General features: G+C 66.5%; 19 protein-coding genes and 2 other annotated features. Of the genes, 7 read left to right on the forward strand and 12 right to left on the reverse strand.

The window, feature by feature from the left end; all coding sequences use genetic code 11:
- Positions 1-55: 55 nt before the first annotated feature.
- Entirely contained in the window at positions 56-475 is a 420-nt protein-coding gene (tolR, locus tag DESTE_RS12805; protein WP_007526107.1) for a protein TolR, read from the reverse strand.
- A gap of 3 nt (positions 476-478) precedes the next feature.
- Entirely contained in the window at positions 479-1,180 is a 702-nt protein-coding gene (gene tolQ / locus DESTE_RS12810) for a protein TolQ (protein ID WP_035068049.1), read from the reverse strand.
- Between the two features lie 707 nt (positions 1,181-1,887).
- Between tolQ and DESTE_RS12815 the strand changes: the two genes are divergently transcribed.
- From DESTE_RS12815 to DESTE_RS12830, 4 genes are all read left to right on the forward strand, one after another.
- The gene (locus tag DESTE_RS12815; RefSeq protein ID WP_035068050.1) at positions 1,888-3,366 is read left to right on the forward strand and encodes a TolC family protein; all 1,479 of its coding nucleotides are present in this window, start codon (positions 1,888-1,890) and stop codon (positions 3,364-3,366) included.
- A gap of 201 nt (positions 3,367-3,567) precedes the next feature.
- Positions 3,568-3,963, forward strand: coding sequence for a Fur family transcriptional regulator (locus DESTE_RS12820; RefSeq protein WP_035068051.1), 396 nt, complete (start codon positions 3,568-3,570; stop codon positions 3,961-3,963).
- A gap of 430 nt (positions 3,964-4,393) precedes the next feature.
- Positions 4,394-4,969 (forward strand): rubrerythrin, encoded by a 576-nt coding sequence (gene rbr, locus DESTE_RS12825; RefSeq protein ID WP_035068052.1) that lies wholly within the window; start codon positions 4,394-4,396, stop codon positions 4,967-4,969.
- A 117-nt stretch (positions 4,970-5,086) separates the two neighbouring features.
- Complete coding sequence (locus DESTE_RS12830) at positions 5,087-5,314, forward strand: rubredoxin (protein ID WP_035068053.1); 228 nt, start codon at positions 5,087-5,089, stop codon at positions 5,312-5,314.
- 166 nt (positions 5,315-5,480) lie between these two features.
- On the opposite strand, the gene DESTE_RS12835 is transcribed toward DESTE_RS12830, so the two are convergent.
- From DESTE_RS12835 to kdsB, 3 genes are all read right to left on the reverse strand, one after another.
- Positions 5,481-6,284, reverse strand: a complete 804-nt coding sequence (locus DESTE_RS12835; RefSeq protein WP_035068054.1) for a tetratricopeptide repeat protein — start codon at positions 6,282-6,284, stop codon at positions 5,481-5,483.
- Between the two features lie 114 nt (positions 6,285-6,398).
- On the reverse strand, positions 6,399-7,529 hold the full coding sequence (gene carA, locus DESTE_RS12840) for a glutamine-hydrolyzing carbamoyl-phosphate synthase small subunit (RefSeq protein ID WP_035068055.1): 1,131 nt from the start codon (positions 7,527-7,529) through the stop codon (positions 6,399-6,401).
- Positions 7,526-8,332: a 3-deoxy-manno-octulosonate cytidylyltransferase gene (gene kdsB / locus DESTE_RS12845; RefSeq protein WP_035068056.1), complete on the reverse strand. Its 807-nt coding sequence runs from the start codon at positions 8,330-8,332 to the stop codon at positions 7,526-7,528. The genes carA and kdsB overlap by 4 nt, the downstream gene beginning before the upstream one ends.
- Before the next feature lie 472 nt (positions 8,333-8,804).
- Here kdsB and DESTE_RS12850 point away from each other — a divergent pair, with 472 nt between their 5' ends.
- Positions 8,805-10,394, forward strand: coding sequence for a peptide chain release factor 3 (locus DESTE_RS12850; RefSeq protein ID WP_035068057.1), 1,590 nt, complete (start codon positions 8,805-8,807; stop codon positions 10,392-10,394).
- A 91-nt stretch (positions 10,395-10,485) separates the two neighbouring features.
- Positions 10,486-11,304, forward strand: coding sequence for an alpha/beta fold hydrolase (locus DESTE_RS12855; protein ID WP_035068058.1), 819 nt, complete (start codon positions 10,486-10,488; stop codon positions 11,302-11,304).
- Positions 11,305-11,356: 52 nt separating this feature from the next.
- Here the strand turns inward: DESTE_RS12855 and DESTE_RS12860 are convergent, their stop codons facing one another.
- The 7 genes from DESTE_RS12860 to DESTE_RS12890 form a co-directional block, all read right to left on the reverse strand.
- Positions 11,357-15,976: an ATP-binding protein gene (locus DESTE_RS12860; protein WP_035070349.1), complete on the reverse strand. Its 4,620-nt coding sequence runs from the start codon at positions 15,974-15,976 to the stop codon at positions 11,357-11,359.
- Positions 15,969-17,327 (reverse strand): radical SAM family heme chaperone HemW, encoded by a 1,359-nt coding sequence (gene hemW / locus DESTE_RS12865; RefSeq protein ID WP_035068059.1) that lies wholly within the window; start codon positions 17,325-17,327, stop codon positions 15,969-15,971. The genes DESTE_RS12860 and hemW overlap by 8 nt, the downstream gene beginning before the upstream one ends.
- A 97-nt stretch (positions 17,328-17,424) precedes the next feature.
- Positions 17,425-18,033 (reverse strand): DDE-type integrase/transposase/recombinase, encoded by a 609-nt coding sequence (locus DESTE_RS12870; protein ID WP_051384457.1) that lies wholly within the window; start codon positions 18,031-18,033, stop codon positions 17,425-17,427.
- 29 nt (positions 18,034-18,062) lie between these two features.
- On the reverse strand, positions 18,063-18,467 hold the full coding sequence (locus DESTE_RS17280; protein WP_051384458.1) for a transposase: 405 nt from the start codon (positions 18,465-18,467) through the stop codon (positions 18,063-18,065).
- 81 nt (positions 18,468-18,548) lie between these two features.
- Entirely contained in the window at positions 18,549-19,199 is a 651-nt protein-coding gene (locus tag DESTE_RS12880) for an epoxyqueuosine reductase QueH (RefSeq protein WP_035068060.1), read from the reverse strand.
- A 4-nt stretch (positions 19,200-19,203) separates the two neighbouring features.
- Positions 19,204-20,679 carry an Rne/Rng family ribonuclease gene (locus tag DESTE_RS12885; protein WP_035068061.1) on the reverse strand — a complete coding sequence of 492 codons (1,476 nt, stop codon included), beginning with the start codon at positions 20,677-20,679 and terminating at the stop codon, positions 19,204-19,206.
- Between the two features lie 364 nt (positions 20,680-21,043).
- On the reverse strand, positions 21,044-22,135 hold the full coding sequence (locus DESTE_RS12890) for a radical SAM protein (RefSeq protein ID WP_035068062.1): 1,092 nt from the start codon (positions 22,133-22,135) through the stop codon (positions 21,044-21,046).
- A gap of 581 nt (positions 22,136-22,716) precedes the next feature.
- Here DESTE_RS12890 and DESTE_RS12895 point away from each other — a divergent pair.
- Positions 22,717-23,622, forward strand: coding sequence for a tRNA (adenine-N1)-methyltransferase (locus tag DESTE_RS12895; protein WP_035068063.1), 906 nt, complete (start codon positions 22,717-22,719; stop codon positions 23,620-23,622).
- 366 nt (positions 23,623-23,988) lie between these two features.
- Positions 23,989-24,148 (reverse strand) — a sequence feature (23S ribosomal RNA rRNA prediction is too short).
- Between the two features lie 11 nt (positions 24,149-24,159).
- Positions 24,160-24,462 (reverse strand) — a sequence feature (23S ribosomal RNA rRNA prediction is too short).

Raw genomic sequence — 24,462 nt, forward strand, 5'->3', positions numbered from 1 at the left:
GCCTTGCCGCGAAGGATGTGGAACCGGACCGTGCCGTCCCTTCGTGATGACGGGCTCATTTCTTCTTCGGGTCCTCGCGTTCCGCCACGACGCCGAGCTTTTCGATGCCCGCCGCCTTGATGTGCCCCATCACGTCCACCACCACGCCGTAGGGCACGGCCTTGTCGGCCTGGAGAAAGAGCAGCTTGTTCTTTTCCTTGACCAGGCGTTGCAGGTAGCCTTCCAGTTCCTCGATGGTCACCTTGTACTCGTCGAGGTACATCACCCCGTCCTTGCGCACGGTGAGCAGCAGGTGGTCGCTGTCCGCGGGCAGCACCTGCACGGTGCGCGTCTGGGGCAGGTCCACCTCGAGGCCTTCGGTCATCATGGGGGCCGTGACCATGAAGATGATGAGCAACACCAACATCACGTCCACGAAGGGCGTGACGTTGATTTCGGCGACGAAGCCGCCCTTGTTGCCGACGGAAGCGCCCATGGGCTAGCCCCGGTCCGCGGCGCGGTCGGCAGTGGGACGGGCCGCGCCGCGATGGGCGTTGATCTCGCGCTGCACGCGGTTCAGGAACGCGCCTGCGAAGTTGACGAGCTGCACTTCGATGCTGCTGATCATGCCCAGAAAGACGTTGTAGCCCACGGTGGCGGGAATGGCCACGAACAGGCCGATGGCGGTTGCGATGAGCGCTTCGGAGATGCCGGGGGCCACGGTGGCGAGCGAGGCGCTCTTCATCTGGCCGATGGCATGGAAGGACGTCATGATGCCCCACACCGTGCCGAACAGGCCGATGAACGGGGCGGTGTTGGCGGCGGTGGCCAGGAAGGACAGCGAGGCGGAAAGACGGGTCATCTCGTTGCCCACGCCCTGGCGCAGCGAACGGCGCACGTTGTCGGCCACCACGTCGCCCGAGCTGCCCGCCTCTTTCAGGCGGTTGAACTCGGCCACGCCCTGCTGGGCCACGTGGTACAGGGGCGAGGCGGCATCGCCGCCCAGAGACTGCACGGCCTCGCGCAGGTCGCGGGCCTTCTGGAAGCGGTCCAGCCCGTCGGCGGCCTTGCGCTGCGCGGCTTTCAGGGCAAACCACTTCTGGAACATCAGCGTCCAGCTGCCGATGGACATGAGCACCAGAAGGACGAGAACGAACTTGGCCACCAGGGTGGCCTGGGCAAGAATCGAAAGAATATCCATGACGTTGGGTGTCTCCACCGGGTGTTGAGTTGTGCCGTGCGGCTGGCGGGGCGCGCTGCGCCGTTGCGCCATGCGTGGCCGGGACGTGCGGCGTGGTGCGGCGTGGTGCGGCACGTCGGGCCACGCCGTTTCGCGGGCGCGTCCGGCCACATGGGGCCGCGCCCGATCCTGCCGGGGCAACCAGGCCATGCCGGGTCATGTCGGGCCACATCGTTTCGCGGGCGCGTCCGGCCACATGGGGCCGCGCCCGATCCTGCCGGGGCAGGCCAGGCCATGCCGGGTCATGCCGGGTCATGTCGGGCCACACCGTTTCGCGGGCGCGTCCGGCATCCCGCCCTCCATTTAGACGTCTAGAGACAATGATGCAATGGGATTCAGGGGCTCCGGCGCGAAAAGGGGCGTACTTTCCGGGGGGCGGTTGCAAAGCGGCGTGGGGCGCGGCATGCCGGGCCGCCGTACTGGCGGGCGACGGCAACCGTCCGTGCGTATGCGCACCGCGCATGGGCCACATTCCCGCGGCGCGGCACGAAGGGGGGAACGGGCCGCCGCAGCCTCTGCCGCCGGTTGTGCAAGGGACACCCCCGTGCGGCATGGGCGGATGCACATTGTTGCAAGTGGGCCCGGCCCCGGCTACACTCCGCCGCGTATCGAAACCGGCATGCCGCCGGGCACATTTCCCTGTCACGCCGTCTCCGTCAGGAGTATCCATGCACCGCACCCCTGCCGCCTGCCTGCCGACGACGCAGCGCCGCACCTGCCGCCTCGCGCGGGCGATTCTTCCTGTCCTGATGCTGGGCGCAGCCCTGACCGTGTCCGTGTTGGCCGCGCCTGCCCTGGCCGCCGACGCGGGCATGCCGGGGGCGACGCCGGGCGGCATGACCGTCGGAACGCCTTCGCCTGTTCAGCCTGCTTCGCCCGTTCCGGCGGACGCCACCGCCAGGGAACGGGAATACGACATGCGCCGCGCCGTGGAAGCGGCCCTGCGCGACAACCAGGGCGTGGTGGCCGCCCGCGCCGGGCGCGACGCGGCGGAAGAAGGGCGCAAGTCGGCGCGCGGGGCCTTCGGCCCGGCCGTGTCCACCAGCTACGGGTACGACCGCCTGAACGAAAAGCCCCGCTCCATGTCGCGTGAACTGGACGACGACACCTACACCTGGACCGTGGGCGTCAGCCAGCCGCTGTTCACCGGGCTGCGGCTGCTGTCCACCTATCAGAAGGCCGCGCTGGAAACCGAGCGCCAGGCCCTGACGCTGGACAAGTCGCGTCTTGATCTTGTGGTGCAGGTGCAGGAAGCCTTTCTGGCCTATCTGCAGTCGGGCGAAAACGTGCGCAGCGCGCGCGACGCCCTGAACCGCCTGCTCGAACAGGCCAAGGTTACCCGCGCCTTCTACGACGTGGGGCTGCGTCCGCGCCTGGACGTGTTGCAGGCCGAAGTGGACGTGACCAACGCCGAATCGCTGCTGATCACCGCCGAAAACAACCACGCAACCCAGCGCGCCCGCCTGAACACCCTGCTCACCCTGCCCGTGGGCAGCGACACCGACTACGTGGGCACGCTGGTGCCCGTGGGCTTCGACATGACGCTCGAACAGTGCCTGGAACGCGCCTACCGCAACCGGCCCGACGTGCGCATAGCGGGCAAGGCCGTGGAAATCGCGGGCAAGGACGTGCGCATCGCGGACAGCGGGCTGTACCCGCAGGTGTCGGCCAACTTCAATTGGGCCACGGATGGCGATCATCCGGACGTTTCGGGCAGCACCCTCAGCCCCACCGGGTTCAGCCAGTGGTCCACCGGGCTGAAGGCCGAATGGAGCGTGTTCGAGTGGGGCAGGACGTGGTATTCCGGCCAGCAGGCCCGCCAGGTGGAAACCCAGGTCCGCGCCGAAGAGGCCAACCTGCACCACGAGGTGGCCTATGAGGTGCAATCGCGCCTGCTGACCCTGACCGATTCTTCCAAGCGCATCGCGGTGGCCACCAAGGGGCTGGTCCAGGCCGAGGAGGCCTATCGCGTGGCCGTGGCCCGTTACCAGGCCCAGGTGGGCACCAACACCGACGTGCTGGATGCCCAGGCCAAACTGACCGCCGCCGAGGCGGCCCTGACCGGGGCCAAGGCCGACTACCTGGATGCGTTGTCCAAGCTGTGGGCGGCCATGGGCGAACTGAAGCCGTCCCTTACCGACGGCTAGGGCACAAAGACCGGTGCCGCCGCAAGGCGGACCGGGCTGGCGCCCATATCCGGAACATTTCAGGGCCGCTGGGGAAATCCCGGCGGCCCTGTTGCGTGCGCGATGCCGGTTCGTCGGCACAGTGCGCCGTTTTTTTCGCGCGGGTCTTGACATGCGGGCACACAAACAGTAACCATTACCAATAAACAACGTGAGGCCCGCATGACTCAGCAGCAACAGACCCGCATGACCAAGCAGCGCATGGTCATTCTTGAAGAATTGCGCAACGTGCACAGTCATCCCACGGCGGATGAGGTGTATGGCATGGTCCGGCAGCGCCTGCCGCGCATCAGCCTGGGCACGGTGTACCGCAACCTCGACCTGCTGGCCGAATCCGGCGACATCCTGAAGCTGGAATCGGCCGGGTCGCAGAAGCGTTTCGACGGCAACGTCACCCCCCACCAGCATGTGCGTTGCACTCAGTGCGGCCGGGTGGGCGACGTGATGGAACCCGTGCGCCTGCCCGATATTTCGGGCGCCCGCGCCCCCGGCTTCATCATCCTTTCCGGACGCATCGAGTTCGAAGGGGTGTGCGAGGCCTGCGCCTCGAAGAACTGAGCCGCCGCGTTTCCCTTTGCCCGTGGCATCCCGCTGACTGCATGTTCACTCTTGTGCCGGGGGAGTGAGGATTGTAGGCTTACGCCGTGGAGTCCGGCATGCTGCGCGCAGCATGACGCCCAACGATATGGTTTGAGCGCACGAACTGCCCAAGGGGGCGCAGCACCCGTTGGCGGCGCAGGCATCACAGCGGCGGGCATCCGTTCCACCCGCCCCGGCATATTTCGCACCCGGCATGCCGCCCGGCAGGGCCACGCCCCTTGCCTTCGCGCCTGCAGCGCTCGTGCTCCTGGCCAGCGCGGCACGGTTTCGGCGGCCCCCCGCATGCGGGGCGTCGGTGACATTTTACGGCGCACGTGGCCGTGCGGCCCGGCGCCATCAGGCTACCTCCCCATTCACCCGGAACCAACGACAACTCTAAGGAGCAGTCATGAAGGCCCTGAAAGGCACCAAGACCGAACGCAACATCCTGACCGCCTTTGCCGGCGAATCGCAGGCCCGCAACCGCTACGACTATTTCGGCGCCCGCGCCAAGAAGGACGGATTCGTCCAGATCGCCGACATCTTTGCCGAAACCGCCAGCCAGGAAAAGGAACACGCCAAGCGCCTGTTCAAGTTCCTGGAAGGCGGCGAGGTGGAGATCGTCAGCGCCTTCCCGGCGGGCGTCGTCGGCGATACCCACGCCAACCTCATCAGTTCGGCAGCGGGCGAAAACCACGAGTACACCGAGATGTACCCCTCGTTCGCGCGCATCGCCCGCGAGGAAGGCTTTGACGAGATCGCCAAGGTGTTCATGAGCATCGCCGTGGCCGAAGAATTCCACGAGCGTCGCTTCCTGGGCTTTGCCAGGAACGTCAAGGAAGCTCGCGTGTTCGTGCGCGAGTCGTCCGTGGTGTGGCGCTGCCGCAACTGTGGTTGCCTGCACGAAGGCACCGAAGCCCCGCACGTGTGCCCTGCCTGCGCCCACCCGCAGGCCCACTTCGAACTGCTGGGCATCAACTGGTAAATCGGAGCACTCCGGTCGCGTCAGGCCTGTCACGATTGACAGGCCTGACAGGGCTATCCGCGTGACCGGCGCGCCAGGGCAGGATACGGGGCCGAACTCCGGGGGGAAGGAGGCGCCATGGCCGATCCCAGGGACATGTGGCGTTGCCAGACCGTCAACTGCGGCTATGTCTACGACCCCGACCGGGGCGACCGGAAAGGCAAGGTGCCGTCGGGCACGCGTTTCGAGGATCTGCCCGACACCTGGCGCTGCCCGGTGTGCGGCGGCAGCAAGCGCTGCTTCCGCCCCATGGCGGGACCTGGATCAACCGCGCAGCCGGACTGCGAACTGCCCACGGCCAGGTGACGGGGGCAGGGCATGCGGACCGACGGTCACGCGCACGACGATGAATGAACGAAGGCCCGTCGGGAAATCCCGGCGGGCCTTTTCGTGCATTGTGACCGACAGTTGGGCAGTTGGGCAGTCTGTGCGGTGGTGGCGGCGAGTGCGACCGTTTCCGCTATCTGCCCGCCTACTTGCCCATTTGACGGGTGGCGAATTCCAGCATCTTGCGCGCCTCGTCGAAGTCGGGCTTCAGTTGCAGCGCGGCCGAGGCGGCCTTGGCCACCTTGTCCCACTTGCGCCAGTCCACGTACAGGCGGCCGATGTTGAAGAACAGGTTGGGGTCGCGCCCGGTGTACTGGGCGGCCTTGAAATAGTACTTTTCCGCCACGTCGAACTTGCCCATCTTGCGCAGGGCCATGCCGATGCGGTTGTACAGGTGGACGGATTCCGGGCTCTGGTCCAGGGCCTGGGCCAGGTAGTCGAAGGCTTCCTCGTACCGGCCCGACTTCAGGAACCGCTCGCCGATGTCGCCCTTCAGCGCCGGGTCGTCGCTGAATTCCACCACCAGTTGCCGGAACACGCCGTTGGCGGCGTCGTAGTCCTTGTCGTCCAGCAGCTTCTGGCCGCGTTCCAGTTCGGCCAGCTTGCGGGCTTCCAGGGCCTTGATGTGCTCCTGCGCCTCGTTCACGGCGGCTTCGTTCACCGCCTTGACCAGTTCGCGCACGGTGTCCAGCACCTGACGCTCCGAGCCGGGCGTGTAGTCGATCTTGAGCGGAAAGACCTTGCGCAGTTCCGGATCGTTGTCGAGGTAGGACGAGGCATCGGCCAGCATGCGCTCGAATTCCTCGCGCTCGGCCTTCATCAGCGGGTTTTTCAGCACCAGCACCAGCGCCTCGTGAAAGGACTGGGCGGCGGGCATGACCTTGCCCTGGCGCAGCAGGGTGCGCACCTGGGTAAGCAGTTGTCGTGCCTTGGTGAGATCGTTGGACATGCATCGCCCCCGGAATGGCGTGGCGCGGAAAGGGGCAAGACCCCGTATGCGCAGGGGCGCGGCGTGCCAGTCCGCGCCCCTTGCGTCAGATCTTCAATCTGGTGGCGGCAGCCCCTAACGGCCTACTGCGTCCCGCACCATCCCCCTGAACCGGGCAAAGAAGTACCGGCTGTCGGTGGGGCCGGGGCTTGCCTCGGGGTGGTGCTGCACGGCCAGGATGGGTTTCGTCTTGTGGGCGAACCCTTCCAGCGTGCCGTCGTTCAGGTTCACGTGGGTTATTTCTATGTCGGGCAGGTCCCCGATGTCCACGCAGAACCCGTGGTTTTGCGAGGATATTTCGATGTGCCCGGTCACCAGGTCCTTGACCGGCTGGTTGCACCCGTGGTGGCCGAACTTCAGCTTGTGGGTGGTGCCGCCAAGGGCATGGCCCAGCAACTGGTGGCCAAGGCAGATGCCCGCCACCGGCATGCGTTCGGTCATCACGCGGATTTCGCGCACTTCGTCGGTAAGGGTGGCCGGGTCGCCGGGGCCGTTGGACAGGAACACCGCCTCGGCGCCGCTGGCCGCCACCTGCACCGCCGTGAACGACGGCGGCACCACCAGCAGGTCGAAGCCCTGGTCGGTGAGCAGGCGCAGGATGTTCCACTTGATGCCGTAGTCGTACACCACCAGGCGCGGGCCGGGGCCGGGCCAGGCGTACGCGCCGTCGGCGGCCAGTTCCACCGGCTGGGGGCGGGCGCCGTCCCAGCGGTAGGGCACGGCGGGCGCCACCTTGGTGACCAGGTTCTGGCCTTCCATGGTGGGCAGGGCACGGGCGCGGCGCACCAGTTCCTCGCGGTCGTCCGTCTCGGTGGAGATGATGCCGCGCATGGCGCCGTTGATGCGCAGGTGGCGGGTAAGGGCGCGGGTGTCGATGCCCTCTATGCCCATCACCCCGTGCTGCACCAGATAGTCGGGCAGCGACATTTTTGCCCGCCAGTTGGAGGGCGTCTTGCAACATTCCTTGACGATGAAGGCTTCAACATGGACCTTGCCGGATTCCATGTCCTCGGCCGTCACGCCGTAGTTGCCGATGAGAGGGTAGGTCATGCAGACCATCTGCCCGGCGTACGAGGGGTCCGTCAGGACCTCCTGGTAGCCCGTCATCCCGGTATTGAAGATGACCTCGCCGCCCGATTCGCCGCGACCGGTGAACGAGCGCCCCTCAAGTACGAAGCCGTCTTCCAGGGCCAGGAAAGCTCTCATCCTTCGTTCTCCCCAAGCAGGTTGATGATGATGCCGATGTCTTCGGGCCGGTCCACTCCGTGGGTACGGCAGGTGGTGGGCACGACCCGGATGGGAATGCCGTTTTCGAGCAGCCGCAGCTGCTCCAGTTTCTCGCGCCGCTCAAGGGAAGAGGGCGCCAGTTGCGTGAAGGCGCGCAGGGCCTCCAGCCGGAAGGCGTACAGCCCGACATGGCCGAGATAGGCCGGGCCTCCTTCACCTTCGTGCGCGCCGCCGTCCCGTGCGAAGGGAATGGCCGCGCGCGAAAAATACAGCGCGTCGCCGTTGGCCGCCGTGACCACCTTGACCCGATCCGGGCTGGCGGCCTCCGCCGCGTCGATGGTCATGGCCAGGGTGGCCACGCGCACCCGCGCGCCGCCCTCTGCCGCGCCGAACGGGGCCACCAGTTGGCTGAGCATGCGCGGGTCCAGCGCGGGTTCGTCGCCCTGGATGTTCACCACCACCGCGTCGTCGGGCAATGCCGCGCCATCGGTCATGCCTTCGGCGCGCCCCAGCAGGCAGGCCGCCTCGTACACCCGGTCGGTGCCGCTTTCATGGTCGGACCGGGTCATGACGAAAGGCACATCCAGCCGGTGGGCCGCTTCCGCGATGCGTTCGTCGTCCGTGGCCAGCACCACCTTGCGCAGTTCCGGGCAGCGGGCCGCACGCTGATACACATGCCAGAACATGGGCATGCCCGCGATGTCGGCCAGCGGCTTGCCGGGAAAACGGGACGAGGCGTAGCGTGCGGGAATGATGCCGTAGCAGGTGGGGAATGCCGTCATCTCGTCGGGTGGCCCTGTGGCCTGCGGTTGGGGTGCGGAGCCGTTGGGGTGATGCTCCGGGCGCGAAACTTTCGGACAATAACCGAAAATATCAAGCCGGGAAAGCGTCTTGTGCAAATTGCCGCATCAGTCCGGAATGGCTGACGAAAATGTAAAACGGGCGGGATATCCCGTGCCGTTTCCCCGTGCTTGCCGCTTCGTGGGCGTGCCGCGTACGCCAGGTCCGGCGGTTGACCGCTCTCTTCAGGTGTAGCATAATTCCGCTTCTCGCGCGGGCAAGGCCCGCCCCCCTTTTTTGTCGCGCCGCCCGCATTTTCGCCCCGCCAGTATCCGCCCTTGGGGCGGCCCCGTTCACCGGGCAGCCGGGCGTTTCACATTTCGGGGCATCTCCCGGCGCACGGGCAACGCCCGGCCGGGCGGCACAACGCCGAATATCCCGCATTCATCCCAGACCCATTCGAGGATCATTGCCGTGAGCAGCAGACTGGAACGCGAGGCCGCGCGCCGCCGCACCTTCGCCATCATCAGCCACCCCGACGCGGGCAAGACCACCCTGACCGAAAAGCTGCTGCTGTTCGGCGGGGCCATCCAGATGGCCGGTTCGGTCAAGGCCCGCAAGGCTTCCCGCCACGCCACCTCGGACTGGATGGCCATGGAGCGCGAGCGCGGCATTTCCGTGACCACCTCGGTCATGCAGTTTCCCTACCGCGACCGGGTGGTGAACCTGCTGGACACCCCCGGGCACCAGGACTTTTCGGAAGACACCTACCGCGTGCTCACCGCCGTGGATTCGGCCCTCGTGGTCATCGACGCGGCCAAGGGCGTGGAAGCCCAGACCCGCAAGCTGATGGACGTGTGCCGCATGCGCGCCACCCCGGTCATGACCTTCGTCAACAAGATGGACCGCGAGGCGCTGCACCCGCTGGACGTGATGGCCGACATCGAGCAGCACCTCCAGATCGAGTGCGCCCCCATGACCTGGCCCATCGGCATGGGCTCCAGCTTCAAGGGCACCTACGACCTGCTGCACAAGCAGCTGCACCTCTTTTCCGCCACCCACGGCGGGCGCATCCAGTCGGGCATCGTCATCCACGGCGCGGACGATCCGCAACTGGACGAATACCTCGGCGACCAGGCCGAGCAGTTGCGCATGGACCTGGCCCTGCTGGAAGAGGCAGGCACCCCCTTCGATGAGGCCCGCTACCTGAAGGGCGAGCTGACCCCGGTGTTCTTCGGCAGCGCCATCAACAACTTCGGCGTGCGCGAGATGCTGGACATGTTCGTGGAATTCGCCCCCGGCCCGCAGCCGCGCCCGGCGGCCACCCGCGTGGTGGAACCCGGCGAGGAGGCCTTTACCGGCGTGGTTTTCAAGATACAGGCCAACATGGACAAGGCCCACCGCGACCGCATGGCCTTCCTGCGCATCTGCTCCGGCACGTTCACGCGGGGCATGCGGCTTAAGCACCACCGCACCGGCAAGGACGTGACCGTGGCCAACGCCACCATCTTCATGGCGCAGGACCGCACCGGCGTGGAAGAGGCCTTTCCCGGCGACATCATCGGCATTCCCAACCACGGCACCATCAAGATCGGCGATACCTTCACCGAATCGAAGGAAGTGCTGAAGTTCGTGGGCATTCCCAACTTTGCGCCGGAGCATTTCCGCCGGGTGCGCCTGAAGAACCCGCTGAAGGCCAAGCAGTTGCAGAAGGGTCTGGAGCAACTGGCCGAGGAAGGCGCGGTGCAGCTGTTCCGCCCGCTGGTGAACAACGACTACATTCTGGGCGCGGTGGGCGTGCTGCAGTTTGACGTGATCGTGGCGCGGCTGGCCGACGAGTACGGCGTGGACGCCGTGTACGAGGGCGTGGGCACGCATACGGCGCGCTGGGTGCATTGCGATGACAAGAAGATCTTTGCGGATTTTCAGGACTATCATCGCGGCGAGCTGGCCGTGGATGCGGAGGGCGCGCTGGCGTATCTGGCGCCCAACCCGTGGCGGCTGGAGTCGGCCATGGAGCGCTATCCGAAGGTGGAGTTTCGGACCACGCGCGAAATCAGCTAGGGTTTGGCGATGCGGGTTTGACAAACTGCAGTTTTCTTGTAGCCTCCAATATTGTGGCCCCATCATTTGGTGCAACGGAAATGGAGAAGCTATGCTGGACCTGCAGAGTGCATCGATTGTTGATGGAAATGTAGTAAGATGGGGGAAGTGCGGAGAAGGAGAGCCTCTTGTCGCCCTTCATGGAACGCCGTTCTCCTCTCAGGTGTGGCGCAGAATAGTGCCTCATTTGACCGATGTTTTTACAGTGTATTATTTCGACATGGTGAGCTATGGGCAGTCGCAGATGCGGGATGGGCAGGATGTGTCGCTGGCGGTCCAGGGCAAAGTGCTCTCTGCATTATTCAGCGAATGGGGGCTGGAGCACCCGCATGTCCTCGCACATGATTTTGGGGGAGCCACAGCCCTGCGGGGTTATTATCTTCACGGACTGCGTTACGCCTCCCTCACAATTTTCGACGCAGTGGCTCTTGCCCCTTGGGGATCTCCATTCGTGCAGCACGTGCGCAAGCACGAAGGGGCGTTTTCAGGGATGCCGGACTACATGCATGACGCCTTGTTAAGGGCGTATTTGCAAACAGCTGCATGCAATTCCCTGTCTGCGGAAGCGATGGATGTGTATAGTGCCCCATGGCGGGGCCCGGTGGGTCAAGCGGCCTTCTATCGTCAAATCGCGCAGATGGACCAGAAATACACGGACGAGATACAGCCCCTTTACGGCAGGATGGACTGCCCTGTCACTGTATTGTGGGGCGACCACGATGCCTGGATTCCGTACGGGCAAGGGGAAGCCTTGGCTTCGCTGCTTTCCGGTCGTCCCTGCATTCCAATCCGGAACTCAGGGCATCTTGCCCAGGACGATCGCCCCGAGGCGATTGTGGCGGCAGTGCTGAAGCAGGCAGCAGCCGACTAAAACCCCCGCATATGCGCGCTGGCGGCGGGCATCCCTTGCAGGTGCGCGCGCTTTACGCGCTGCTTTGGCTGCTTCCACCGTTCCGTCTCTCGCGGTAGCGCGCCACCTGCCGCTCGATGGCCGCGAACAGGGCGTCGCGGTTCACCGGCTTGGCCACGAAGTCGTCCATGCCCTCGGCCAGGAAGCGGTCGCGATCGCCCTGCATGGCGTGGGCGGTCAGGGCGATGACCGGCACGTTGGCCCAGGCGGCCCCCTGCGCCGCCGCCTCGCGGATGCGGCGGGTGGCCTCCAGCCCGCTGACCACGGGCATCTGCACATCCATCAGCACCACGTCGAAGGGGGGACGTTGCATTCCGCCGTCGGCCGTGGCGTCCGGGGCGCAGCCCCCACGCAGGCGGTCCAGGGCCTCCTGTCCGTCGATGGCCAGGTGCACCTCGTAACCGCGTTCCTGCAGGAAGAAGCTCAGGAATTCGCGGTTCAGGTCGTTGTCTTCCGCCAGCAGCACGCACAGGGGGCGGTCCGCTTCCTCCGCGTCGTGCGCATCGGTCCCCTGTGTTCCCGGTGCCACCTGTTCCGAATGCCCCGAAGTCTCCGGACGGGCCGGACCGCCTGAACGGTTCGGCAGGTTCGGGCCGGTCAGGCGCAGGTCGGTGGGGTCGGCGGCGCCCTGCGGAGCGTCCTTGTCCATGGGCAGGGTGAACCAGAACCGGCTGCCCTGGCCGGGCGTGCTGTCCACCCCGATGTCGCCGCCCTGCAGGCGCACGATGTGCCGCGAGATGGCAAGGCCCAGGCCGCTGCCGCTGTGCCGCCGGGTGTGCGAGCCATCCGCCTGCGAGAAGCTTTCGAACAGCAGGGGCAGCTTGTCCGCCGTGATGCCGGGGCCCGTGTCCTGCACGGTGAAGCGCAGACATCCGCCGGGCCGGGGACACCGGGCGTTGCGGTGCACATCCACGTGCACGCTGCCCGTGTCGGTGAATTTTACGGCGTTGCCCGCCAGATTCACCAGCACCTGGCGCAGCCGCAGCGGGTCGCCCTGCAACCGGGCGGGCGCCCCGGCGTCGATGTGCACGGTGAGTGACAGCCCCTTGCGCTCTGCCTGCACGGCCAGCGGAGCCAGCGCATCACTCACGGCGGCCCGCAGGTCGTACTCCACCTGGTCCAGTCCCAGCCGTCCGGCCTCCATGCGCGAAAAGTCCAGCAGATCGTTGATCACGTGCAGCAGCCCCTCTGACACGTTGCGGATCATGGAAAGATAATGGGCCTGCTCGCTGTCCTGCGCAGGTGGCATCGTGTCGTGCAGGCGCGAGAGCGCCACGTCCACGATGCCCAGGATGCCTGAAAGCGGGGTGCGCATTTCGTGGCTGATGTTGGCCACGAACTGGCTCTTGAGTTCATTGGCGCTTTCGGCCTCTTCCTTGGCCCGCTGCAGGGCCTGTTCCGCCTCGTACAGGCGGCTGATGTCCTGGAAGGCGCCACGTGCCCGCACCGGCCTGCCGCCCGGCCCGCGCTGCACCACTGCCTTCATCTGCCCCATCATGCGTCGCCCCTTGGCGGTGCGCAGGGGAATGTTGTCCCAGAAGATGGATTCCGGTTCGTCGGCGGGTTCGGTGAGCATCCGCTCGAACTGCGTGACGTAGTCCGGGGCGTAGATGTGGCAGCCTTCCAGCGGACGGGGCAGCGGGGTGCCCGGCTCCACTTCGAGCAGGGCGTACAGCCCGGGCGACCAGTAGGCGGCCGTGTTGCCGGCGATGTCGAAGTCGAAGCTGCCGATCCCCGCGATGAGCTGGGCTTCCAGCAGCCGGGCCTCGCTGTCGCGCAGGGCTTGTTCCACCTCGTGCAGGCGGGTGATGTCCTGAAAGGTGCCGCGCATGCGTACCGGTGCGCCGTCCGGCCCGCGCTGCACCACGGCCTGCATGTGCGCCACGCCCTTCCGGCCGCTGGTCGTGACGTAGGACACGGTTTCGGAGTGGATGGTTCCCGCCGCGTGATCGCGTGAGGCCAGCAGCCCGTCGAACCAGTCGGTGCGCTCCGGTGAATGGACGGCGCTGCCGCGCGAGGGGGGCGGCGGGGGCTGGGACGGGTCCAGTTCCAGCAGGGCGTACAGGCCGGGCGACCAGTAATCGGTCCTGTCGTGCACCAGATCCAGGTCGAAGCTGCCCATGCGTGCGATCTGCTGCGCCTCCTGCAATCGGGCCTCGCTGTCGCGCAGGGCCTGTTCGGCCTCGTGCAGGGGGGTGATGTCCTGGAAAGTGCCCCGGATGTGCTCGGGCAGGCCGTCCGCGCCGTGGCGCACCATCAGGTGCAGGCGGCCGAATCCATGCCGCCCGGTGGCGGTGACGTAGGGGAACGAGCGCAACGCGGTGGTTTCCGGCCTGTCCGCCGGGGTGGCCAGGAACGCTTCGAACCAGGGGGCCGTTTCCGGCGCGTGGCGGCGGAAGGCCTCGCCCGGCACCAGCGGGCCGTCGTGCGGGTCCAGGTCCAGCAGGCGGAACAGCCCCGGTGACCAGAACGCCTCGCCGTCGCGCAGGTTGACCGAATAGCTGCCCATGCGGGCGATGAACTGGGCCTCGTTGAGCCGGGCTTCGCTGTCGCGCAGGGCCAGTTCCGCCTCGCGCAGGCTGGTGATGTCCTGAAAGGTGCCCTGGGCGTGCAGGGGCAGGCGGTCCGGCCCGCGCGTGACCCGGCAGCGAAATTGTCCCCAGCCCTGCCGCCCGGCCAGGGTGCGGTAGGGAAAGACGCGTTGCAACTCGGTCACCGGCTCGTCCGAGACGATGGCCACGTGCTCGTGGTACCAGCCCAGTTCTTCCGGGGCGTGGATGGCGAACACCTCTGCGGGGGCTGGGGGCGGCAGCGCGGGGTCGTGGCCGAGCATTTCGTACAGCCCGGCGGACCACACGAACGCCCCGGTGTCCATGTGCAGTTCAAAGCTGCCCATGCGGGCGATCTGTTGCGCCTCCTGCAGCCGGGCCTCGCTGTGGCGCAGGGCCAGGCGGGCCTCCTCGCGCTGGGTGATGTCCTGCAGCACGGCCATGCACCGGGCGGGCATGCCGGTTTCGCGGTCTTCGTGCAAGGGGCGCAGGCGTACCTCGTGGATGCGCTCGCCCACGGCCATGGTGAAGGTGACCTCGCTGCCCGCCAGGGCCACCTGCAGCTGTTCCTCGAAGGGCAGGGCCATCTGCGGGGGCAGTACGTCGGAGGGGGTGGCTCCCTCCATCTGCTGGCGGGGGAGCATCAGCCCTGCCAGCCCCAGTCCGTCGGCCAGCAGGCAGCGCATGCTGCCGTCAAAGAGCATGATGGCGCCGCCGGGATAGTTCTCGGCAAGGGTACGGTAGCGGGCCTCGCTGTGGCGCAACGCGGTTTCTGCCTCCAGCCGTTGGCCGCGCTGGCGGCTGGCCGACCAGGCCAGCAGCGAGACGGCCATGCACAGGGCCAGGGACATGCCCACGTTGGCCACCGTCTGCCTGCGCCATCCGGACAGCACCAGATCCAGCGGGGTGTGCATGGTCATGCGGAAGGGAAAACTGCGCAACTGGTGCACGGCCACCAGCGCGTCGTCCGTTTCGACGATGCGCATGCCGGGAACGCTGATGCCCTTGCCGGACAGGGCATCGGACGGGCTGCCGTCGAACGGGGACGACATTTCCGGAGGCAGCGTGGTGCGGCGCGCCGTGTAGGCCCGATCGGGAGAAGTGCGGGGGCCGTTCCCCGACGTGCCGGGCCTGCCCGTCCCGCCGGTCTCCGACCCGCTGGTGGCGGACATGCCCGATGGCGTACCCGGTGCATTGTCTGGCGAGCTTTTCGGCACGAGGCCGGGTGCAGCGTCTGGCATGACGTCTGGCATGGCGCCTGACATGGCGTAAGGCCAGGCGCCGCTGGCAACGGCCACCGAGGCGCGCACGCAGGCTGCGTCCGCGCCGGGAGGCCACACCACCAGGGGGGAGGAGTCCTCGTCAAGCAGCACGGAGCATTCCGTTTCACCGGGGTCGTAGTCCTGATAGCGGTCCTGGAAGGAGAGCGGGTTGACCAGGGCCACCAGCATCCCGGCAAAGCTGCCGTCCGACCCGGAGACGCGGCGGCTCAGCAGCATTCGGGGCGGCGTGTTGCCGTGCGTGCCGGTGAGCGGCATTTGCAGCCGCAGCAGGTTGAAGTCGCGCAGCAGATCGCGGTGGGTGGGCAGCACCACGCGGCGTAACAGGGGGTCTATGCCGACGGGCAACGGAGCGGTGGCGGCCAGCACGGCCCCGTCCGGGGCGAGCAGGGCCAGTTCCATGGCATGGGGGCGCAGCAGGTCCAGCCGCTGGTGAAGTTCGGCATCGATCTCGTGCAGGCGGAGGGCTGCGTGGTGGGCCATCTCGTCGGATAGATCGAGGGCCAGCGCCGTCAGTGCAAGGTCCAGGGTCTGGAGCAGTCCGTCCACGTGCTCGCCTATCAGGCGCAGTTGTCCTTCCAGGCGCAGGCGGGCCATGTCCATGTAACGGTCGCGTTCGCGCAGCACGTGGGTGACGCTGGTTGCCACCACCGCCGCCAGCACCACCAGCAGCACCCAGCCGAGCATGCTGTCGCCCAGACGCCCCGGCGGGATGCGCGGGCGCGTGCCCGCCCCCTGTGCGGCAACGCGGTGTGGGCGGGGGCGCAACCCCTCGGACGGCGGTGGCGCGGGGGCGTCAGCCATGGCTGCGCCCGGCGGGGGAAGCAGGGGGCGGTGACGGCGGGGCCGCGGGGTCAGCCGCATCCGTCGGGCCGTCCGGCCTGGCGGTGACCTCCGCGGCGTGCCCGGCATCGGGTCCGGTGACCTGCCCCGCATCGGGTCCGGCGGCCTGACCGGTGACCTGACCGGCATGGGGCAAGGGGGGAGCGGGTGTTGCCACGGGCAGGGCCATCAGCGCCTCGGTGTCCTCGAACAGCCGTTCAAGGATGGAGTTGGAAACCAGCATGCCGCTGCGGGTCAGCCGCAGGTAGCCGTCGCGGATGCGCAGCAGCCCTTCGCGGTGCAGCAGGTGCACCAGCCGCTTGTGGTCGCGCAGAAAGTCGCGCCCGGTCAGCTCGCGATAGGCCTTTACCCGCAGGCCGCGCGCCGTGCGCAGGCGCAGCATGATCAGTTCCAGCACCCGCGTCTGCGGGGTCAGCCGCTCGGCCTCGGTGCCCACGCGGCCTTCGTCCACCTGGCGGGTCCACGCGGCGTGGTCCTCCGGGTTGTTCCAGCGCAGGCCCCCCAGCGTGGAAGCCGCCGACGGGCCAAGGCCAAGGTAGTCCTCGCCTTCCCAATAGCCCAGGTTGTGGCGACACTGGAAGCCCATGCGGGCAAAATTGGAAATTTCGTAGTGGATGTAGCCTTCGGTTTCCAGCAGTTCCGCGCCGTCCATGAACATGGCGGCCTGGGCGCGCTCCGGGGGCAGGTCCAGCCTGCCGGTGACGCAGTCGTCCTCCAGCGGGGTGCCCGGCTCCAGGGTCAGCCCGTAGCAGGACAGGTGGTCGGGCCGCAGCCGCACCACCTCTTTCAGCTGCCGCATCCACTGGCGCAGGGTCTGGCCCGGCAGGCCCCAGATCAGGTCCATGCCCACGTTCTGGAAGCCCGCCGCGCGCACGGCGCGGAACGCGTCCAGGGCTTCCCGCGCCCGGTGCGGCCTGCCCAGGGTGTGCAGCATGGCGTCGTCCAGGCACTGCACGCCCATGGACAGCCGGTTCACCCCCACCTGCAGCAGGGTGCGCAACTCCGACGGGCGGGTCAGCGATTCCGGGTTGCCTTCCATGCTGATTTCCGCGCCCGGCTGCACCGCGAAGGCCTTGGCCACCCGGTCCAGAATGGTGCCGATGGTGCGCGCGGGCAGCAGGCTGGGCGTGCCCCCGCCGAAGAATATCGAAGTCACCGGCGTGCCGCCCATGCGGTCGCCCCACAGGGCCAGTTCGCGCAGCAGCGTTTCCACGTAGTCGCGCACGGCCGACGCCGCCCCCATCTCCAGCGAGTGGAAGGCGCAGTACCGGCACTTGCGGCGGCAGAAAGGTACGTGGATGTACAGCAGCATGGTGGTGTGACCAGCTCCGTCCGGGAAGAGAACCGGGGAGGGGACCCTTTGAAAAAGGGTCTCCCTCCCCGGACCCCTCTGTAATGCCCCCCTTAAATCAAGCGGCCTTTAAGGGAGAATTCCGCCAGGTTTTGTTTGCCTGCTGATGGACGCCTTGCGGAGTCTTCCAGCCAAGCGCCGAATGCAGGTATGTGGTGTTGAAGTTTTCTATCCAGTCAGAGAGGGCGCGGTTGAGGTGTTCCAGGCTACGCCATTCGTGCAGCCAGAAGAGCTCTTCCTTGATCGTACGCATTGTCCGCTCGGTATCCGCGTTCCCTTTGGGATTGTTGTAGCTGGTAAACGCCTGCGTGATGCCGAGAGTCGCGCAGGCGCGCATAAAAGCCGTTCCTGTCGGTTGGCAGCCGTTGTCGCTCATCAGGCTCAGGCCGTGCCCCCGGACGCCTCCGGGAAAGTGCGTCTGGATAGCCGTATCCAGAGCTTGCAGCCACTCATGGCTCCGGCTCCGGTAGTCGGCATGGTGGCCCACGATCTTCTTGGAAAACCAGTCCACCACCAGCACGATATACACCCAGCCGCCTTCCGTCATGACCTTGGTCATGTCGATGCCCCACCACTGACACGGGCGGACGGGGCGCGGCTTGCTTCCGGAAGGGGTGCGCTTTGCCCGCAAGGCTGCGCGCTTCACCCCAAGGCCATGCAGACGCATCAGGCGCGCCACTCGTTTGACGTTGATGATCAGGCCGTTTTATACCGAAGGGTGGCCCATACGCGGCGATAGCCCCAAAAGGGATGTTCCATTTTCAGGGACTCGATCAACGGCAAGAGTTCGGCATCGCGCTGAAGCTGGGCCTGGCCGGATCGGCGCTTGCCGCTTACCAGTCGTTTTTTTTTAACTCCTAGCGTCAGTTCGCCAACGGCTTGCTTGAGTTTTTGGTTCTCTGTCGCAAGGCGTTCTTCTCGTCGGTTAGTGGCGCCCACCTCAAAAGCCAGGGCGGCATTGGCCAACAACGTGTCGCGCCAGCGGTAATACATACCCTGAGTGATTTGATACTCACTGCAAATGCTTGCCACAGAGCGACCCTGCAATCCCTCAAGCACAATGCGGGCCTTGCTTTTGCTGTCCCAGACTCGGCGTTTCATGCTTCCTCCAAGGATGGAAGAAAACTACCTTAACAGGGCCACCTTGTTAATGGGGGGCAGTATACCTCCCCCCCAAACTTTTTATTTGGGTGAATCGTTCCCCGAAACGGGGTCAAGGGGGCGCGGCCCCCTTGCGGGGTGCGGGGCGGAGCCCCGCTCTTCCTTCACGCCCGTAGCCTTGGCGAAGTCGCGGGCAAAGCGTTCGGCCTCGCTGTACAGGCAGCCGCAGTAGTTCTGGCGGTGGATGCCCCATTCCCTGGACGTGTCGATGCCTTCCTGCCAGCCGGTGCGGAAGTCGCGGTACAGGAAGGGCACGGAGTCATCTGGACTGACGGCGGCGATACCGTGGCCCACCTCGGCGATCATGTCGTGGCGCTGGCGGCGCGAATAGAGCAGGCTGGTGGTGAAGGCGTCGTACCCGCCGCGTGCGGCGATGGCGTGGGTGCGTTCCAGGCGGGTGGCGTAGCACACCCGGCAGCGCACGCCGGGTTGTTCGCGCCAGGCCATCTGGCGCATCCAGGCGGCGGGGTCGTACTCGGCGTCGCGCCAGATGACGGGCAGGTCGAGCCGCCGCGAGACTTCTTGCATGGCCTCGCGGCGGCGCAGGTATTCCTGCACGGGGTGGATGTTGGGGTTCAGGAACAGGGCCGTGACCTCGTGTCCCTCGTCGCGCAGCATCCGCACCGTGGCGATGGAGCACGGCCCGCAGCAGACGTGCAGCAGGACGCGCATGGCGTTACCGGGCGGGCCTGATGTCGAGATGCACGCCGAACTGGCGTTCCAGGTCGAGCAGGCGTTCGCGCTTGTGGTTCAACAGGTGCATGGCAAGCTCGGCCCCGGTCTCGAAGAGGAAGGTGGGCGTGCCGTGCGGCAGGGCGCGCAACTGGCGGTGGATTTCGCGCAGGGCCTGCAGCGACTGCCATTCCATGTTGCGGCGCAGGCCGGACCCCTTGCAGCAGGGGCAGGTTTCCATGGTGATGGACAGCGCGGACGAGCCGGTGCGCTGGCGCACCACCTGCAACAGGCCAAAGCGGCTCATCTTGCCCACGTCGTGGCGGGCGCGGTCGTTCTTCATGGCGTTGCGCAGGATCTTTTCCACTTCGCGCCAGTGGTTGCGGTCGCGCATTTCGATGAAGTCGATGACCACCTGGCCGCCGATGTCGCGCAGCTTGAGTTGCTGGGCGATGGTTTCGGCCGCTTCCATGTTGGTGCGCAGGGCCATGGATTCGAAATTGGTCTTGCCGGAGATCTTGCCCGAGTTGATGTCGATGGCCATCAGCGCCTCGGTCTGGTCGAACACCAGCCGTCCGCCGGAGGGCAGGGTGACTTCGCGCGCGTATATCTGCTCCAGCTGGCGCTGGATGCCGAAGCGTTCCCACAGGGTGCGGGTCTGGTCCTTGTAGACCTTGACCAGGCTTCCCTTGCGCGGGAACAGCAGCGAGGAATATTCCTCGATGAGCGTGGCGGTGTGCTCGTCATCCACCCACACCTCGGCCACGTCGTCGCTGAGGTAGTCGCGCACTGCGCGAGAGGCCAGGTCCGGTTCCTTGTAGATCAGGCAGGGGGCGGATTCCTCGGTGCCCTTCTTGCGGATGTCCTTCCACAGGCGCTTCAGGAATTGCAGGTCGCGCTGCAGGGTGGTCTTGCTGGTGCCCGCGCTGACGGTGCGCACGATGACGCCAAGGCCGGGGCCGGGGTTCAGCCCTTCCAGCATCTCGCGCAGGCGGCCGCGTTCCTCGTCGTCCTCCACCTTGCGGGAAACGCCGATCTGCTCGCGCCCGGGGGTGAGCACCAGGAAACGCCCCGGCATGGACAGGTAGGTGGTCAGGAACGCGCCCTTGCTGCCGGTGGGTTCCTTCACCACCTGCACCAGCACTTCCTGCCCGGCCTTCAGCACCTTCTGCATCAGCGGGTACTTCTTGCCCTTGGTGGCGTCGTGCGGGGTGTTGTAATACTCGGGGTGCACCTCGTCGATCTGGAGAAAGCCGTTCTTTTCGGCCCCGTAGTTGACGAAGGCAGCCTGAAGGTTGGTATCGACGTTGTTGATGATGCCGCGGTAGATGTTGCCCTTGGTCTTGGCCTGGTGGACCATCTCCACGTAGTATTCCTTGACCTGGTTCTCCTTGGCGCCTTCCTCGGCAAGGGCGACTTCCACCTGCTCGCCGGGCAGCACGCTGATGAACATCCTCAGCTTGCTCTTTTTCGTTGTCATGCAATCCTCTGCGGAAAAAAGTGTAAAATTCAAAAATTTGCAACACGTTGCCGTGCCTGCGGCGCGCCCGGTCGGATTCCCGGTGGGATTCCGCACGGGGTGCGCAGCGCAACCGGGGCGGTGCGGACGCGGGGTGCGCGTCTCTTCCCGGAACTGGGCGGGACGGGTTGGAACCGGGGCGCGCATCGGCGCGCATCGGTGCGTCCCGCTTTTCCGGGTCGGGCGTTGTGCTGCCCGTGCACTTCCGGTGCGGCGGAATACCGTTCTGCGGCATTCCCTGCGGTGGCCCGTCTTGCGACACCCCCGGTCGGGGGCCCCAGACAGGGGCGGGCCGTTGCGTCGCCGCGACAGCGGCCGCCTGGCACTACCCGTTGCGGGGTAAACGCCCGGCGTGGAAAATTTCGCCATCCGTATCGCGCGGCAGGGCCGTTTCGGCCACGGGGGCGCATGCGCCCCGCGCCGTCAGTCCGTCCAGCGCCTTCCGTACCGCGTCCAGCGGGGCCCCCAGGGCCTTCGCCAGTTGCGGCGCGGTCTGCGGCCTGCGCGTTATGGAACGCAGTACCGCCTCTTGTAGAGCCTCCGCGCCCATGCTGTGAAGGACGGGGGGCACGGGGGCCTCCGCGTCCGTCGTGTTTGCCGCACGGCAGGAACCGTCATCCGGTACCGTCACCGTGGGGCCGTGGCCAGCCGGTGCCGTTTGCGGACACCCGGCGGCCATGTTCAGCTCGTCGCTCCAGAGGGACAGCACGTCCCTGCCCACGGGCAGGGCGCGCGGGCTTGCACCCGGTCGCGACAGGGTGGTCACGTCCACCCGGTGGGGGGCCAGCTGGCGCACGTAGTCACGCAACAGGGCGAGGTTGTCCGCCGTGTCGTTGATGCCGCGCGCAAGCAGCACCTCCAGCCAGATCCGCCCGCCAAACCCGCGCGCGAACCCCAGCAGGCCGTCGGCCACGCCGCGCGCGGTCACGCCCTTGCACGGGCGGTTCAGCGCGCGGAATTCCGATTCGACGAGCGAATCCAGCGAGGGCAGCACCACGTCCGCCCCGGCAAGGTCGGCGCGCACGTCGTCCCGGTGGAGCAGGGTGGAGTTGGTCAGCACCGCCACGGGCACACCGGGCAGAATGTCCCGGCAGCCCGCGATGATGCGGGCAAGGTCGCTGTTCAGGCAGGGTTCGCCCGAGCCGCCCAGCGTCACGTGGTCCACGAGCGCGGCGGGGTTTGTGCCGCCTGGCGCGGGGCCATGCTTCGCGGTTTCGGCGTCGCGCCAGCGGGCCAGTTCGTCCAGCAGCACGGGGGCCGGGACGTAGGGCGCCCGCTCGCAGGTGTGCACGTCGGTCGTGCCCACTTCGCAGTACAGACAGTCCATGGAACACACCCGACCACCAAGCAGGTCGAGGCCGAGCGAACGGCCAAGGCGGCCTGAGGCCACCGGACCGAACACGTGGGCAAGGGGCATGTTGTCCAGAAAAACGTCCTTGTGCGAGAATGCGTGCGGGTGCCTGATGCTCGGCGCGGCGTGGGCCGCACCTTTCACCGTGGGGTGTATCAAAACGGGTTTTCAGGAAAAAAGCAAGCGGGGGCGGGAAACCGGTGGGGTTCTCTGGCCTTTTTGCAGGGCCCCGGCATGTGGCGCAGGGACAGGGACGCGCACTAGCACGCGCCGGAGTGCCCGTCCATTGTAATGTTGCAGGTCCCGGCGGTGCCTCGCCGGTACCCCGGTGGTGCGCCTGTGGTGACCGTGCGGGGTCCTGCATCATGGAGCGTCCGGTCGATAGGCGAATCGGGTGCGCGTGCGAAGCCGCGCGTTTCCACCCCGCCCCCGCGCGCGCCAGTGGCGGCACAAGCCCCAGTTGCGCCGTGGCGGCAGGCTGGCCCCCTTCTTGACACCGCCCCCCTGTCCCGATAGGCCCTTCGTTCCATAGGGCCGGGACCGGGTTTGCCATTGGCGGCGGACGCGGCCCCGGGCGCGCGCAGGGCGCGCGCCGCCCGGCTTCGCGCGTGCGGGCCGGTTGCCGACAACCCTCAGGAGGAATCCCCATGCCCGCATACGGAGATCTGGTCATTCTGCAAAGCCCGCGCGGCAAGCGTTACCTGCGCCGCGTCGAGGAAGGCAACGACCTGCACTGCCAGGAAGGCGTGCTGCCCATGGCCGACCTGGCCGCCGCCGAATACGGCACCGAAATCCGCACCCGGCAGGGCGTGCCCTTTCGCGTGCAGCGCCCCACCATCACCGACCTGGTCAAGGGCGTGAAGCGCCAGACCCAGATCATCTACCCCAAGGACATCGCCTACATCTGCATGCGCCTTGGCGTGGGCCCGGGCCGCACCATCATCGAGGCGGGCTCCGGCTCCGGCAGCCTGACCGTGGCGCTTTCGTGGTTCTCCGGCCCCACCGGTCGCGTCTGCACCTACGAGGCGCGCGAGGAATTCTACAAGCTCTGCCGCCGCAACCTCGACTGGGCAGGGGTTGGCCAGAACGTCACCCAGTTCAACCGCGACATCATTGATGGCTTCGAGCAGACCGACGCCGATGCCCTGTTTCTGGACGTGCGCACCCCGTGGGACTACCTGCACCACGTTGTCCGCGCCGTGAAGCCGGGCGCCGCCCTGGGCTTCCTTGTCCCCACCGTGGACCAGGTGTCCAAGCTGCTGCACGGCATGGAAACCGGCCCCTTCGACGACATCGAAGTCTGCGAGATCCTGATCCGCCGCTGGAAGCCCGTGGCCGACCGCCTGCGCCCCGAAGACCGCATGATCGCCCATACCGGGTTTCTCATCTTTGCCCGGCACCAGGAACGCTCCGATGAATGGGATTCGTTCCGCACCCTGGGCACCCGTGAACGCAAGCAGGAAGCCGCCCGCCAGGAACGCCTGGCCGCCGCGCGCGGCGCAGTTGATGCCGCTGATGCCGCTGCCGACGACGACGCCGGGTTTGAAGAATAACACTAGAGTATAACGGGGGAGGGGCACCCTTTGACGCTCTGCGGTCCTCATCCGTAATGCTCGAAGACTCGCATAACGGCTGAGGCAAAGGGTGGCCCCTCCCCCGTACCCCCGCTTTGCTGTCGCCATCCGCGCTTTGCGGTCCCTATCCGTAAGGCTCGCAAGCTCGCCTAACGGCTAGGGCAAGGTTCGCGCAAGCGCTCACCTAACGGCTACCGCTCCCCTCCCAGACTTTTTGATTGGGTGGCGATTTGCGCAGGCTGGCATGTGTTGCTATCTGCATGTCACCCCAATTGAAAAGCTTTGAAGGGATGGAGGGGGGTGCGGGTACCCTCAGACTGCATACACCTCTGGTAGATAGTAACCGACCTGTCTCACGACGGTCTAAACCCAGCTCACGATCTCCTTTAATAGGCGAACAACCTCACCCTTGGCCGCTGCTGCACGGCCAGGATGGAAAGAACCGACATCGAAGTAGCAAGCTGCCGGGTCGATATGTGCTCTTGCCGGCAACAACTCAATTATCCCCGAGGTAACTTTTCTGTCATTTTTGGCCCGCACCAAGCGGGAATCACAAAAGTTCGCTAGAACCGACTTTCGTCTCGTCATCCACTACTGTGCTGAATAACGTCAGGCTGACTTATGCTCTTACACTCTTCAGTAGGTTTCCGACCCACTTGAGTCAACCTTTGTGCGCCCTTGATATCTTTTCAAGGGCGTCCCGCCCCAGGCAAACTGCCCACCTATCGATGTCCTCCGTTGGAGTTAGGATCGTAATTTCAGAAGGGTAGTGTCCCAATGGCGACTCCACCAATGCTGGCGCACCGGCTTCGACGTCTC

Source organism: Nitratidesulfovibrio termitidis HI1 (genome assembly GCF_000504305.1).
GTDB lineage: Bacteria > Desulfobacterota > Desulfovibrionia > Desulfovibrionales > Desulfovibrionaceae > Cupidesulfovibrio > Cupidesulfovibrio termitidis.